We start from the raw sequence: 12,519 nt of genomic DNA, 5'->3' as shown, positions 1-12,519 counted from the left end.
GCGGGCCGGCGTCCCCCCGCGTGCGTCTCCCCGGGCCTTGGGGAGGCCCCGGCGGGAATACCGGCCGCCGGGTGTTACCGGCGGCCGGGTGGGGGCTTACCAGAACTGATGCGGGCTCACCAGGCGATGTAGGCGTAGCCCTTTTCCTGCAGTTCCATCAGGTCGGCCGCTCCGACTGGAACCACCTTCACGAACGGCAGCATGTCCTCGGCCTTCCAGTTCAGGCCCTCCATGGTCCGCGCGCAGGCGTGGAACTCGACGCCGTAGTCCGCGAGGCTCGAGACCCGCTGCCGGATCAACTCCTCCACGGGACGTCCCGGTTTCTTCGCCACGATGTGGATCCCCTCGCCGAAGCAGGTCACCACGACGTGGATGTCGTCGGTGTACTCCCGCAGCATGGCGGAGACCGATCCGAGCACGTGCTCGTGGTAGGTGTTGTCCGCCTCGTTGAACTGGTAGAGGACCTTGTGCGTGGGCTCGTCGCCCGGGAATTTCGTGTCGTCGGCGGCCTCGGCACGACGTCCGACGGTGCCCGCCACGAGGGCACTGCCGGTGCCGAGGAGCGCCGCCAGCCACCGCCTGCGTGTGCCACTCACCGGGGTTCCACCCTTCATCCACTCGCTCCACCTGGACACTGCTTCACCCTCCTGTCTCTGGCCGAATTCTCGTTAATCCTAGCAGTTGGCCTGCCGGAACTGCAGCGCGGCGGGCGGGACCGGCGCCCGGGCCCTGTTCCCGCTCAACGCAGACGGCGCCGGAAGGAAGGCTCGGGCAGCCGGCGGCCCACCTGCTTGCGCACACAGGCCTGCACGGCCCCCGGCAGACTCTGGGTGAGCACCTGGACGGACACGCAAGCCATGAACCGGAGCATCCAGCCGGCGCTGGCGTTCGTCAGGTCCACCTGCTGTCGGCGCAGCTCCTCCAGGAGCTCGGATTTCCGATATTTCTTGCGTCCCAGTTGGCGGGGTGCCGCCCGGGTGGCCGTGCGACCCAGGCAGCTGGCGACCGCCACGGGCAAGGGCTCGGTCGCGGTTCGCCTCGCCACGCAGAGGGACAGGCGCAGCATGGCCCCGGCGGACCGGTCGACGACGCGGATGCCCTGGCGGCGCGCCTCCCGCAGGATGCGGGAGTGCAGGCTCTCGCGGGGCGGCCGCAGGCGGCTCACGAGCCGCTCCAGGGGAGACCGGCTCTTGCGGAACCGCTTGAGCGGCCCCATCAGCCGTAGGTGTCCCGGGTGATGTTCTCGTACCAGCTCTTGCCGTACTCGGCCTCGCGCCGGCGCTGCTCGATGGGTGCGTTCTCCGGTGAGTAGCCCCCGGCGCCCGGCACCTCGATGATCCGGCCCTCGGGCCCGATCGTGTAGATGCTTGCGGCGGAGATGCCGTAGTCCGGGGCGAGCAGGCTCCAGCAGGTGTTGGTGTAGGCAGGCCGCGGCGGCCGGGTCCCGAGGATCGTCGAGGCGATGTGGGCGGCTGCCACTTTGGCCTGGGTGTTGGACGAGTAGGCCGCCTTCGCCATCGCCCCGGCGCTGGTGGCGTCGCCGACCACGTACACCCCTTTGGCGCGGGTGGACTCGAAGCTCTCCGGCACGATGGGGCACCAGCCCCGCTCGTCGGTGAGCCCGGACTTCTCCGCGAGCAGGCCCGCCTTCTGGGGCGGGACGACGTTCAGCACGTCGGGCCTGTACTCGTCGAACTCGGCGCGCACGACGCGCGTCTTCGGGTCGATCGACTCGACCTTGCCGCCCTCGGCGCCGGGGCGCCACTCGACCATGTCGCCGTAGTTGTGCTTCCAGCCCTCCAGGAACAGGGGTCTCTTGGAGAAGGAGTCCTTCGGGTCGAGGATCAGCACCTTCGACCTGGCTTTGCCGTGGTGGGTCAGGTAGTGGGCGATCTGGGCGGCCCGCTCGTAGGGTCCCGGAGGGCAGCGGTAGGGGGTGGGCGGTGCGACGATGACGAGCAGGCCCCCGTCGCGCATCGCCTCGATCTGGCGCCGCAGCAGGAGCGTCTGGGCACCGGCCTTCCACGCGTGGGGAATCGTCTCGCTCGCCGCCTCGTCGTAGCCCGGGATCGCGCCCCAGCGAAAGGCGATCCCCGGGGCGACGACCAGGAAGTCCGCGGTGAAGGTCTTACCCCCCCCCGTCTTCACCGTCTTCGTTGCGGGGTCGAGGTCCAGCACCTCGTCGATCACCACGTGGACCCCGCGCCGGGCGAGCCCGGCGTAGCCGAACGTGAGCGATGCGATGTCCCGCTCGCCGCTCAGCACCTCGTTGCTGAAGGGGCAGCTCACGTACGACTCGTCCTTCTCGATCAGGGTGACCTCGGCGTCCGGGGCGTACTCCCGGGTGTACCGGGCCGCGGTGGCCCCGGCGAAGCCTCCGCCCACCACCACTACCCGTGCCGCTGCCGCCCCCCGGGACCGTCTGGGGAGACCGACCGCGGCGAGCGCCGCCGCTGCACCGGCCCGCTGGATGAACTCCCGACGCTCGATCGTGCTCACGGCCTGCTCTCCTCCTGTCCGTTCACCCCTGGCGCGGCGGCGCCCGTCGCGCTGCGCCGCTCGCGGGCGGGGGGTTGCGTGGGGCACGCTGCTCGCAGATCATTTTCGGTCTAGCTGTCAGTGTAGCCCGAGGCGGGGAAAGCGGCCCGTCGAGACCCGAGGGAGCTCTGGATGGTGCACGCACTCGCACGCCTGTGGATCTTCGTCCTGGCCCTCGGCGCGGCAGGCGCCGGCGCCGCCGAGGGCCCCCGCGACGAAGCCTTCTGGTACGGCACCGCCCCGGACGGCTCGCCGACCGTGCGCCTGCACTTCTTCTGGAGCGCGACCTGCCCCCACTGCCAGGTGGCGAAGCCGTTCGTCGACGCGCTGCCCGGGCGCTATCCGTGGATCGAACTGCGCAGCTACGAGATCAGCGGGAGCCAGAAGAATGTCGACCTGTACGTCGGCGCCGCCCGGTCGGTGGGCGGCGAGGCCCGCTCGGTCCCGGGTTTCCTCTTCTGCCGCAAGATCGAGGTCGGTTTCCACGACGCCGAGACGACCGGGGCCGAGCTGGCCCGCAAGCTCGAGGCCTGCCGCTCGGCGCGGGTGGCTGCGCTCGCGGGTGCCGCCGCGGGCGGGCCCGGAGGCACCCCTGGCGAAGGGGCCCCGGCCGTGCCCGGGGCGAGGGAGACGGCCGAGGCCACCCAGGCGAGCCTCCCGGTGCTGGGGACCGTCGACCTCGAGCGCTGGTCCCTGCCCCTGCTCACCGTCGTGCTGGCGTCGCTCGACGCCTTCAACCCCTGCGCCTTCTTCGTGCTGCTCTTCCTGCTGAGCCTGCTCGTGCACGCCCGCAGCCGCGCGCGCATGCTCTTCATCGGCGGGGTCTTCGTGCTGTTCTCCGGGCTCGTCTACTTCGCCTTCATGGCCGCCTGGCTGAACGTGTTCCTGATGATGGGGGAGATCCGGGGCGTCACCCTCGCGGCGGGGCTCCTCGCCGTCTTGATCGCGGCGGTGAACCTGAAGGACTACTTCTGGTTCCGACAGGGGTTGAGCCTCTCCATCCCGGAGTCTGCCAAGCCGGGGCTGTTCAAGCGCATGCGCGGCGTCGCCACCGCCGGGGGCGTGGTCCCCATGGTGGTCGGCACGGTGCTGCTGGCGGTGGTCGCGAACTCCTACGAGCTCCTCTGCACGGCGGGCTTCCCTATGGTGTTCACCCGCGCCCTCACCCTGCAGGACCTGGGGGGAGCGGGTTACTACGGATACCTCGTGCTCTACAACGTCATCTACGTGATCCCCCTGGCGCTCATCGTGCTCGTGTTCACCTACACGCTCGGCAGCCGCAAGCTCTCCGAGCGTGAGGGGCGCCTCCTGAAGCTCCTGTCGGGCTACATGATGCTGGGGTTGGGGCTGATGCTCGTCTTCGCCCCGCAGTTCCTCACCCACGCCGGGTCGGCCATCGGCGTGCTGGCGCTCGCGCTGCTCGCCACGGGTGTGACCGCGTGGCTCACGCCGCAGGCCGGTCTCCCCGCCGCGCGCGGGTCCCGCCCCTAGACGGCCGGTTCCGGCAGGGCCCGGGGCCGGCGGCGCCCCCCGGGGAAGGGAGGGTGGGAAAGGGCCCATGGCCATCGCCTGGCGCAACACCTATGAGCGGTACGGGGTCATCGCGAAGGCCCTGCACTGGGCGGTGGCGTTCCTCGTCGCCGTGCAGTTCGCCACTGCGGCCCTGATGGCCGGGGCCTGCGAAGGGGGCGCTCGTGGGCCGGGGCCGGGCGAGGGGCTCTTCCTGGGCACCCACCGCTCGGTCGGACTGCTGCTGCTCGCCCTCACGGCGGTTCGCGCCCTCTGGCGCTGGGCGGCGGGCCTGCCCCACTGGGCGCCCGGGCTCCCGCCCTGGGAGCGAGAGCTCTCGCGAGCGACCGATTGGGCGCTCTATCGGGTCCTCTGGCTGCTGCCGCTCTCCGGCCTGCTGCAGGCCCTGGGGGAGGGCGCGGAGGTCGGCTTCTTCGGGCTCTGGGAGCTGCCGGGGCTCGCCGGGGCAGAACCGGTGCTCTCCCGGGTGGGCGGCGTGGGCCACCGGCTGGTGGCCTGGGCCCTGGTGGCCGCGGTGACGGTCCACCTGGGGCTGGTGGTGAAGCACCAGTGGGTGGACCGGGACGGTCTCGTGCGCCGGATGCAGCCCTGAAGCGGCGTGGCGAGCACAAAAAAGGGGCGCCCCGGAGGGCGCCCCTGGCACTGCAGGGACCGACCAGCCGACCTAGCCGACCTTCTCCTCGGCGGAGTCGCTGTCGCCCTTGTTGTCCTTCCAGGACAGCTTCAGGGTGTCACCCGCCTTCGCGTTCACTTTGAACGCCAGGTACGGGTTCTTGGAGATGCCGGAGCTCCACTGCCCCGTCAGCACCGGCTTGCCGTTCAACTCGGCAACCATGTCCTGAATGAAGTGCGCCGGCACGACTTCGCCGGTCGTCTTGTTCTTGCTCATCAGCTCCATCGGATGGCTGATGAGTGCCTTGACCTCTGCCACGCCGTCGACAGCCTTGGCGCGGATCTTAATGGTGCCACTGGCCATATCTCACCTCTTCTCCGATCTTGCCGTTAGCCGCCGCAGCCACCGATGGTGACCTTGACCTCTTTCTTGGCCTCGTAGACCTTGCCGCCGGCCTTCACGAGGGCCTGCACGTTCATCGTCGAACCCATCTTGATACGGATCGAGACGTACGGCAGGGCGCCAGCGCCCAGGTCGAAGGACGCGATCAACGGCAGCGCGTTCTTCTCGGCAACGATGGAGATCGACTGCACGTCCTTCATCGTCGACTCGACGGTCACGGGCACGACCGCCCCGTTCTCCGCGATGTCCGGAGCCTTCACGGTGACGTCCGCGCTCGCCGCGGCGCCCGCCAGCCCGAGGGCCTTCAGGGCGTCGTCCACTGCCTTGGCCTCGAAGGCCTCCTTCGACCAGGCAGCCAGCACCTGCTGCGGGGCCAACAACCCGGCGCCTACCGCGACGCCGATCGCGCTGCTGGCCAGCGCACCCTTCAGTATCGTCCTGCGCTGAATGCTCATGTTGCTGAAATTCCTCGTTCGTTGTCAGTCACACCCAACCGCGTGTAGACCTGCGTGACGGCCCTATTGCCCCGCCATCGGCAACGGGGGCCTCGCCGCACCCGTAACGGGCTAACGCTAACGGACTGTCGGGAGTCTTCACGTCTGTCCACGGCGGCCTCCCCTTCGCCCACCCCAGCAGACAACAGGCCAGGACAAAGGTTCAACCGAACCGAAAACGCAGGCGCGACGGTAGTCTGCCCCACGAAATCCAACAGGTCAAACGAGCGCCGGACCCACCACGGCGAGACCGGCGAGAGAAATTGCGCCGCGTCAAATATGGCGTGCCGAGAAACGGCGCGGGACCGCCGGTCCCCTCACCGCCCCGAGCGCCGCTTGGCCTTCAGCTCCGCGAGCTCCTCCTTGAGCGGGGCGAGCCGGGCGTCGATTCGCGACGCGGCGTAGAAGTCGTCGCCCGCCTCCTTGCGCGCCCGCTCCAGGTGATCGACGGCCTCCTGCACCTGGCCCATCTGGTACTGGTACTCGGCCATCGCCAGGTGCGCCTCGAGCAGGTTCCCGGCCAGCTCCTGGCTGCGGGCGAGGAGCCGATGGTAGTTGGGGCCGGGCTCGCGGTTGCGCCCATAGGCGAGCAGGGCGTCCCGTGCCTCGCGCACCCGGCCGGTGCGCAGCAGTGCGTCCACGTAGGCAAAGGTGAGCACCCGGTCCTGGGGGTAGAGGGCAAGCCCCTCCCGCAACAGCTCGAGGGCCTTCCCGGTCTGGCCCGTCGCCTGCTCGAGCTGGGCCCGCTCGGCGCGCAGGGCCGCGTTGTCCGGGTCGGCCTGGGAGAGCGTCCGCATCTCCGCCAGGGCCGCGGCGGCCTTGCCCGCGCGCTTCAGGGCGAGCGCGTGGCCGTAGCGGGCCGCCGTGGCCCGGACCCCCTGACTCCCAGCGAGGGTCCGCTCGAAGTCCCGCTGCGCCTGGACCGGGTTCTCCGCGGACAGGGCCTGGATCTTGGCCCGGACCATGGAGAAGGCGAGGCTGTCCGGCTGGTGCCCGGAAGGGTATTGCTCGGCGCGGGCGCGGCTGTCGGCGATCCGGGACTCGGTCACCGGGTGCGTGCTCAGGAACTCCGGCGGCTTGCGCGCGTACTGGGTGCTCTTCTGCAGGCGCTCGAAGAAGGCGGGCATGCTGCGCGGGTCGAAGCCGGCCCCGGCGAGGGCGGCGATGCCTACCCGGTCCGCTTCCGCCTCGTGCGCCCGGGTGAAGTCGATCTGCAGCTGCAGGGCGCCCGCCTGGGTGGCCGCGATCGCGGCCATGCCCGCCTGGCCGCTCTGGGAGGCGAGCAGGACGGCCGCTGCCAGGGCGGCGAGCGTCGGGATCGTCATCTGGCTCGCCGCCTCGAACCGGCGGGCGATGTGGCCCTGGGTCACGTGGGCGACCTCGTGCGCGAGGACCGCTGCGAGCTCGCTCTCGGACTCCGTGGCGAGGATGAGCCCGGTGTGCACGGCCACGTAACCGCCGGGTGCTGCGAAGGCGTTGATGCGGGGGTCCTGGACGACGAAGAAGGTGAAGCGTTCGGGACCCCCGTCGCTGTGGGCCACGACCCGCTGGCCGAGGCCCTGCAGATAGGTCTCGACCTCGGGGTCCTCCAGGATCACGGCGTCCCGGCGCAGGGCGCGCATCAGCGCCTCGCCGATGGCCTGCTCGCGCTGGGAGGACAGCACGCTGCGCGAGGACGCCCCGATGTCGGGCAGCTCGATGCGGTCGGCCGCGACGGCCGAGGCGAGCGTCAACGCGGCGCCGGCCACGACGCCCGCGCCGGCGCGCAGCCGGCGGCTCATCACGGTTGTGAACAAGGTCTTCTCACCTCGCCGGGCGCACCCCGGTTACTTTACAATGATGAATCCTTTCCCGCAGGGACAACACGGGCGCCGAGTCGTTCACCCCGGACCTGCCACCCACCGCCAGCGAGGGAAGAGCCCGCCATGCCGAAGAACGCCTTCTACGCCCAGTCGGGTGGAGTCACCGCCGTCATCAACGCGAGCGCCGCTGGCGTGATCGAGACGGCGCGCCGGCACCCGGACCGGATCGGAAAGGTCTACGCTGGGCGGAGCGGCATCATCGGGGCGCTCACCGAGGACCTCATCGATACGAGCTTCGAGTCGCCGGAGGCGATCGCAGCCCTGCGCCACACCCCGTCCGGGGCCTTCGGGTCCGCCCGGTACAAGCTGAAGAGCCTCGAGGCGAGCCAGGTCGAGTACGAGCGCCTGATGGAGGTCTTCCGGGCCCATGACATCGGGTATTTCTTCTACAACGGTGGGGGTGACTCGGCGGACACCTGCCTGAAGGTCTCCCAGCTCTCCGAGCGGGCGGGTTTTCCAATCCAGGCGGTGCACGTGCCGAAGACGGTGGACAACGACCTGCCGGTCACCGACAACTGCCCGGGCTTCGGGTCGGTGGCGAAGTACATCGCGGTCTCCACCCGCGAGGCGAGCTTCGACGTGCGCTCCATGTCCTCGACCTCCACCAAGGTGTTCGTTCTCGAGGTGATGGGGCGCCACGCCGGGTGGATAGCGGCCGCGGGCGGGCTCGCCTCGGACGCGGCCACGCCCATCCCCATCGTCATCCTGTTCCCCGAGGTCCCCTTCGACCAGGAGCGCTTCCTCGCCCGGGTGAAGGAGAACGTGGAGCGCTGGGACTACTGCACGGTGGTGGTCTCCGAAGGGACCCGCTCGCCCGACGGCAGGTTCCTCGCCGAGGCCGGCACGCGCGACGCCTTCGGGCACGCGCAGCTCGGCGGCGCCGCGCCGGTGGTGGCGCAGATGGTGAAGGACGCCTTCGGCTACAAGTACCACTGGGCGGTGGCGGACTACCTGCAGCGCTCGGCGCGCCACCTGGCCTCGAGGACGGACGTGGAGCAGGCCTACGCCATGGGCAAGGCCGCCGTGGAGCTGGCGCTCGCCGGTGAGAACTCGGTCATGCCCACCATCGTGCGCGAGTCCAGCTCGCCCTACCGCTGGAGCGTCGGCCACGCCGAGCTCTCGCGCGTGGCGAACGTGGAGAAGATGATGCCGAAGGAATTCATCTCGGCAGACGGCTTCGGGATCACCGGCGCCTGCCGGGAGTACCTGCTGCCGTTGATCCAGGGCGAGGACTACCCGCCCTACCACAACGGGCTGCCCGCCTACGTCACCCTGCGCAACGTGGCGGTGGCGAAGAAGTGTCCGGAGTTCAAGCTGAAGAAATGAGCAGTGGAAGGCCACGCGGCGGCCCCGGCGGGGTCGCCGCACTGTAGGGGCGGCGGCGTGGGGACGCCTGTCCGCCCGGTTCGCGACCCGTAGGGAGGGAAGTCGATGTTGATCTTTGCTCTGCTCAGTGCCCTGGTGGCACTCGCATTCGGCGTCTGGTCGATGCGCTGGGTCCTTGCCCAGCCGGCCGGCAACGCCCGGATGCAGGAGATTGCGGCGGCCATCCAGGAAGGCGCCAGTGCCTACCTGAACCGCCAGTACACCACCATCGCCATCGTCGGTGTGGTCCTCTTCGCCGTGCTGTGGTACTTCCTGCACGCGCCCACGGCGATCGGCTTCGCCATCGGCGCGGTGTTCTCCGCGGCAGCGGGCTACATCGGGATGAATATCTCGGTGCGCGCCAACGTGCGCACGGCGCAGGCCGCCGACTCCGGGCTGAACGCGGCGCTGCAGCTCGCCTTCCGGGGCGGTGCCATCACCGGCCTGCTGGTGGTCGGGCTGGGCCTGCTCGGTGTCGCGGGCTACTACGCGATCCTGGTCTACGGCGTGGGGTTGGAGGTGAAGGAGACCCTGCACGCCCTGGTCGGGCTCGGCTTCGGCGGCTCCCTCATCTCGATCTTCGCCCGGTTGGGCGGTGGCATCTTCACCAAGGGCGCGGACGTCGGCGCCGACCTGGTGGGCAAGGTCGAGGCCGGCATCCCCGAGGACGACCCCCGCAACCCCGCGGTGATCGCGGACAACGTGGGCGACAACGTGGGCGACTGCGCCGGAATGGCGGCCGACCTCTTCGAGACCTACGCCGTCACCATCATCGCCACCATGCTGCTCGGCTCGCTGGTCTTCGGCGTGGCCGGTGACGGCACCGCAGCGGTCATCTACCCGCTCGCCCTCGGCGGCGCCTCCATCATCGCCTCGGTGGTCGGCTCGCTGTTCGTGAAGGAGGCGAAGAACGGCAAGATCATGGGCGCCCTGTACCGGGGCCTCATCGTGGCCGGCGCCCTCGCCGCTGCGTTCTTCCTCCCCATCACGTACTTCATGATGGGTGACGTTCTGGCGGCCAAGGGCCTCGGCTTCGGCGCGCTCTACGGGGCGGCGCTGGTCGGTCTCGTGCTGACCGGCGCGATGGTGTGGGTCACCGAGTACTACACCGCCAAGGAGTACGCCCCGGTGAAGCACATCGCCGCGGCGTCGACCACCGGTCACGCGACCAACATCATCGCGGGGCTCGGCGTGTCCATGAAGTCCACCGCCATCCCGGTGCTGCTGGTGGCGGCGGCGATCTGGGCCTCCCACGCCCTCGCGGGCCTGTACGGGATCGCCATCGCGGCGACCGCCATGCTCTCCATGACCGGCATCATCGTGGCGATCGACGCCTACGGCCCGATCACCGACAACGCCGGCGGCATCGCGGAGATGGCGAACCTGCCCGAGAAGATCCGCAACATCACCGACCCGCTCGACGCGGTGGGCAACACGACCAAGGCCGTGACCAAGGGCTACGCCATCGGCTCGGCTGGGCTGGCGGCGCTGGTGCTCTTCGCGGACTACACCCACGGGCTCGAGGCGGCGAACAAGGCGGTGACCTTCGACCTCTCGAACCACATGGTCATCATCGGCCTGTTCATCGGCGGCCTCGTCCCCTACCTCTTCGGCGCGATGGCGATGGAGGCGGTGGGCCGCGCGGCGGGGGGCATCGTGGTGGAGGTCCGGCGCCAGTTCCGCGAGATCAAGGGCATCATGGAGGGCAAGGCGAAGCCCGACTACTCGCGGGCGGTGGACATGCTGACGCGGTCGGCCATCAAGGAGATGGTGGTGCCCTCGCTGCTCCCGGTGGCGATTCCGGTCGTCGTCGGCCTGGTGCTGGGCCCGCAGGCCCTTGGTGGCGTGCTGCTCGGCGCCATCGTCACGGGGCTCTTCGTGGCCATCTCCATGACCACCGGTGGCGGCGCCTGGGACAATGCCAAGAAGTACATCGAGGACGGCGCTCACGGCGGCAAGGGTTCCGACGCCCACAAGGCGGCGGTGACCGGTGACACCGTCGGCGACCCGTACAAGGACACGGCGGGCCCGGCAGTCAACCCGCTCATCAAGATCATCAACATCGTCGCCCTGCTGATCATCCCGCTGCTGCCGGCGGCTTGATGGGGCAGGGGCCCGCGGCGCCCGCCGCGGGTGGGGAACGAGGCCGTGCCGGATCCGTCCGGTGCGGCCTCGCGCTTTCTGCCCCGTCCGCGCGCAGCGGGCGGGGCCCAACCTCAGGAGAAGGCCGATGAACCTGGACCGTGTGGACTCCGGCCGTGACGTGCCGAACGAAGTGAACGTCATCATCGAGATCCCGGCCCACGCGGACCCGGTGAAGTACGAAGTCGACAAGAAGACCGGCGCGATGTTCGTCGACCGGTTCATGACCAGCGCGATGCACTACCCCTGCAACTACGGCTACATCCCCCGCACGCTCTCCGCCGACGGGGACCCGGTCGACGTGCTGGTGGTGACGCCCTATCCGCTCATCAGCGGCTCGGTGGTCCGCTGCCGGCCGGTGGCGGTGCTGAAGATGACCGACGAGTCGGGCGACGACGCCAAGGTGCTCGCGGTGCCCGCGGCGAAGCTCTGCAAGGGCTACGAGCGGGTCTCCCGTGCCGAGGACCTGCCGCCGACGCTCCTCGACCAGATCGCGCACTTCTTCGAGCACTACAAGGACCTGGAAGAGGGCAAGTGGGTCCGGGTCCAGGGCTGGGGGTCGCTCGAAGACGCCCGGGCCGAGATCGAGAACGGCGTTCGGATGTACGGCGAGGCCCCCGAGCGGCCCCGGTTCTGAGGGCGGCGCCTGCGGGGGCTAGGGGCTGCGCGGTATCGCGAGCCCCGCCTCGCGCAGGAGCTCGGCCGTCTCGTGCAGCGCCAACCCCATGACCCCGGAGTAGCTGCCCTCGAGCCGGGTGACGAAGACCGCCGCGACCCCCTGGATCCCGTAGGCCCCGGCCTTGTCGAGGGGCTCCCCGGTGGCGCAGTAAGCGGCGCGCTCCGCGGCGGTGGTGTCCCGCAGCCACACCGTGCTGGTGGAGACCCGCACCGCCTCCCGGCCCGGTCGGGCGAGGGCCACGGCCGAGACGACCCGGTGGCTCCGCCCGGACAGGCGCGCCAGCATCGCCGCCGCGTGGGCCGCGTCGCGCGGCTTGCCCAGCACCTCCCCGTCCAGCACCACCTCGGTGTCGGCCCCCAGCACGGGGGTCGGGTCCCGCGGGGCGAGTCCGGCCCGGCCGGCCCGCGCCTTCGCGAGGGCGAGGCGCTGCACGAGCGCTGCCGGGTCCTCCCCCGGGCGCGGGGTCTCGTCGACCTCCGCCGGAACGACCCGGAAGCGGACCCCGATCTGGCCGAGCAGCTCCTGCCGGCGGGGTGAGCGGGAGGCGAGGTAGAGGTCCGGAGGGGCCGTGGGGGAGTCGGGCGGGCCCCCGGCGCCCGGGCCCCGGGGGGTGCGCCGCCCGGTCCCCGGGGTGGTGGGCCCCGGGGCCCGGAGGGGACTCCCCGCCACCGCGCCCCGGTGGTACGGGTGGCCCGCGAGGATGCTCCAGGCACGGTAGAGCTGCTCGGCCACCAGGACCCGCACCAGCATGTGGGGCAGGGTGAGGGCGGAGAGGGACCAGACCTGTCCCGCGGCCTGCAGGCACTCGGGGGCGAGCCCGTCGGCGCCCCCCACCAGCAGGGCCACGTCCCGGCCGCCCCCGAGCCAACCCTCCAGCCGGCGGGAGAGCTCGAG

General features: G+C 70.7%; 12 protein-coding genes. 5 read left to right on the top strand and 7 right to left on the bottom strand.

Annotated features, from left to right (window positions below; genetic code table 11):
- Nucleotides 1–116: 116 nt before the first annotated feature.
- The 3 genes from KA217_08750 to KA217_08740 form a co-directional block, all read right to left on the bottom strand.
- Nucleotides 117–614: a DsrE family protein gene (locus KA217_08750; GenBank protein ID MBP7712535.1), complete on the bottom strand. Its 498-nt coding sequence runs from the start codon at nt 612–614 to the stop codon at nt 117–119.
- Between the two features lie 125 nt (nt 615–739).
- Nucleotides 740–1,216 carry a hypothetical protein gene (locus KA217_08745; protein ID MBP7712534.1) on the bottom strand — a complete coding sequence of 159 codons (477 nt, stop codon included), beginning with the start codon at nt 1,214–1,216 and terminating at the stop codon, nt 740–742.
- The gene (locus KA217_08740; protein ID MBP7712533.1) at nt 1,216–2,499 is read right to left on the bottom strand and encodes an FAD-dependent oxidoreductase; all 1,284 of its coding nucleotides are present in this window, start codon (nt 2,497–2,499) and stop codon (nt 1,216–1,218) included. Before KA217_08740 ends, KA217_08745 begins: the two co-directional genes overlap by 1 nt.
- Before the next feature lie 171 nt (nt 2,500–2,670).
- Between KA217_08740 and KA217_08735 the strand changes: the two genes are divergently transcribed.
- Together KA217_08735 and KA217_08730 are read left to right on the top strand one after the other, a co-directional pair.
- Nucleotides 2,671–4,029 carry a thioredoxin family protein gene (locus KA217_08735; protein ID MBP7712532.1) on the top strand — a complete coding sequence of 453 codons (1,359 nt, stop codon included), beginning with the start codon at nt 2,671–2,673 and terminating at the stop codon, nt 4,027–4,029.
- Nucleotides 4,030–4,096: 67 nt separating this feature from the next.
- Complete coding sequence (locus tag KA217_08730) at nt 4,097–4,660, top strand: cytochrome b (GenBank protein MBP7712531.1); 564 nt, start codon at nt 4,097–4,099, stop codon at nt 4,658–4,660.
- 72 nt (nt 4,661–4,732) lie between these two features.
- Here KA217_08730 and soxZ read toward each other — a convergent pair whose 3' ends face one another.
- From soxZ to KA217_08715, 3 genes are all read right to left on the bottom strand, one after another.
- A complete protein-coding gene (gene soxZ / locus KA217_08725) occupies nt 4,733–5,044 on the bottom strand; it encodes a thiosulfate oxidation carrier complex protein SoxZ (protein MBP7712530.1) in 312 nt (103 codons plus the stop codon).
- Nucleotides 5,045–5,070: 26 nt separating this feature from the next.
- Entirely contained in the window at nt 5,071–5,538 is a 468-nt protein-coding gene (gene soxY, locus KA217_08720) for a thiosulfate oxidation carrier protein SoxY (protein ID MBP7712529.1), read from the bottom strand.
- A gap of 356 nt (nt 5,539–5,894) precedes the next feature.
- Nucleotides 5,895–7,373 (bottom strand): M48 family metallopeptidase, encoded by a 1,479-nt coding sequence (locus KA217_08715; GenBank protein MBP7712528.1) that lies wholly within the window; start codon nt 7,371–7,373, stop codon nt 5,895–5,897.
- Between the two features lie 129 nt (nt 7,374–7,502).
- Here KA217_08715 and KA217_08710 point away from each other — a divergent pair, with 129 nt between their 5' ends.
- The 3 genes from KA217_08710 to ppa all read left to right on the top strand — a co-directional run bounded on the left by KA217_08710 (nt 7,503) and on the right by ppa (nt 11,583).
- Nucleotides 7,503–8,765 carry a 6-phosphofructokinase gene (locus KA217_08710; protein MBP7712527.1) on the top strand — a complete coding sequence of 421 codons (1,263 nt, stop codon included), beginning with the start codon at nt 7,503–7,505 and terminating at the stop codon, nt 8,763–8,765.
- A gap of 105 nt (nt 8,766–8,870) precedes the next feature.
- On the top strand, nt 8,871–10,907 hold the full coding sequence (locus tag KA217_08705) for a sodium-translocating pyrophosphatase (protein ID MBP7712526.1): 2,037 nt from the start codon (nt 8,871–8,873) through the stop codon (nt 10,905–10,907).
- A 127-nt stretch (nt 10,908–11,034) separates the two neighbouring features.
- Nucleotides 11,035–11,583 carry an inorganic diphosphatase gene (gene ppa / locus KA217_08700; GenBank protein MBP7712525.1) on the top strand — a complete coding sequence of 183 codons (549 nt, stop codon included), beginning with the start codon at nt 11,035–11,037 and terminating at the stop codon, nt 11,581–11,583.
- A gap of 18 nt (nt 11,584–11,601) precedes the next feature.
- Here ppa and maf read toward each other — a convergent pair whose 3' ends face one another.
- Nucleotides 11,602–12,375, bottom strand: a complete 774-nt coding sequence (maf, locus tag KA217_08695; protein ID MBP7712524.1) for a septum formation inhibitor Maf — start codon at nt 12,373–12,375, stop codon at nt 11,602–11,604.
- Between the last annotated feature and the right edge of the window lie 144 nt (nt 12,376–12,519).

The sequence above is a fragment of the Gammaproteobacteria bacterium genome (genome assembly GCA_017999615.1).
Lineage (GTDB): Bacteria > Pseudomonadota > Gammaproteobacteria > JAABTG01 > JAABTG01 > JAGNLM01.
This window is presented reverse-complemented; position numbering and strand designations above follow the sequence as displayed.

Bases quoted from the DNA above. Each gene is read 5' to 3' on its own strand.
- KA217_08750 (MBP7712535.1), bottom strand. From the start codon at position 614: ATGAAGGGTGGAACCCCGGTGAGTGGCACACGCAGGCGGTGGCTGGCG.
- KA217_08745 (MBP7712534.1), bottom strand. From the start codon at position 1,216: ATGGGGCCGCTCAAGCGGTTCCGCAAGAGCCGGTCTCCCCTGGAGCGG.
- KA217_08735 (MBP7712532.1), top strand. From the start codon at position 2,671: ATGGTGCACGCACTCGCACGCCTGTGGATCTTCGTCCTGGCCCTCGGC.
- KA217_08730 (MBP7712531.1), top strand. From the start codon at position 4,097: ATGGCCATCGCCTGGCGCAACACCTATGAGCGGTACGGGGTCATCGCG.
- soxZ (MBP7712530.1), bottom strand. From the start codon at position 5,044: ATGGCCAGTGGCACCATTAAGATCCGCGCCAAGGCTGTCGACGGCGTG.
- soxY (MBP7712529.1), bottom strand. From the start codon at position 5,538: ATGAGCATTCAGCGCAGGACGATACTGAAGGGTGCGCTGGCCAGCAGC.
- KA217_08710 (MBP7712527.1), top strand. From the start codon at position 7,503: ATGCCGAAGAACGCCTTCTACGCCCAGTCGGGTGGAGTCACCGCCGTC.
- KA217_08705 (MBP7712526.1), top strand. From the start codon at position 8,871: ATGTTGATCTTTGCTCTGCTCAGTGCCCTGGTGGCACTCGCATTCGGC.
- ppa (MBP7712525.1), top strand. From the start codon at position 11,035: ATGAACCTGGACCGTGTGGACTCCGGCCGTGACGTGCCGAACGAAGTG.
- maf (MBP7712524.1), bottom strand. From the start codon at position 12,375: ATGCTGGTGCGGGTCCTGGTGGCCGAGCAGCTCTACCGTGCCTGGAGC.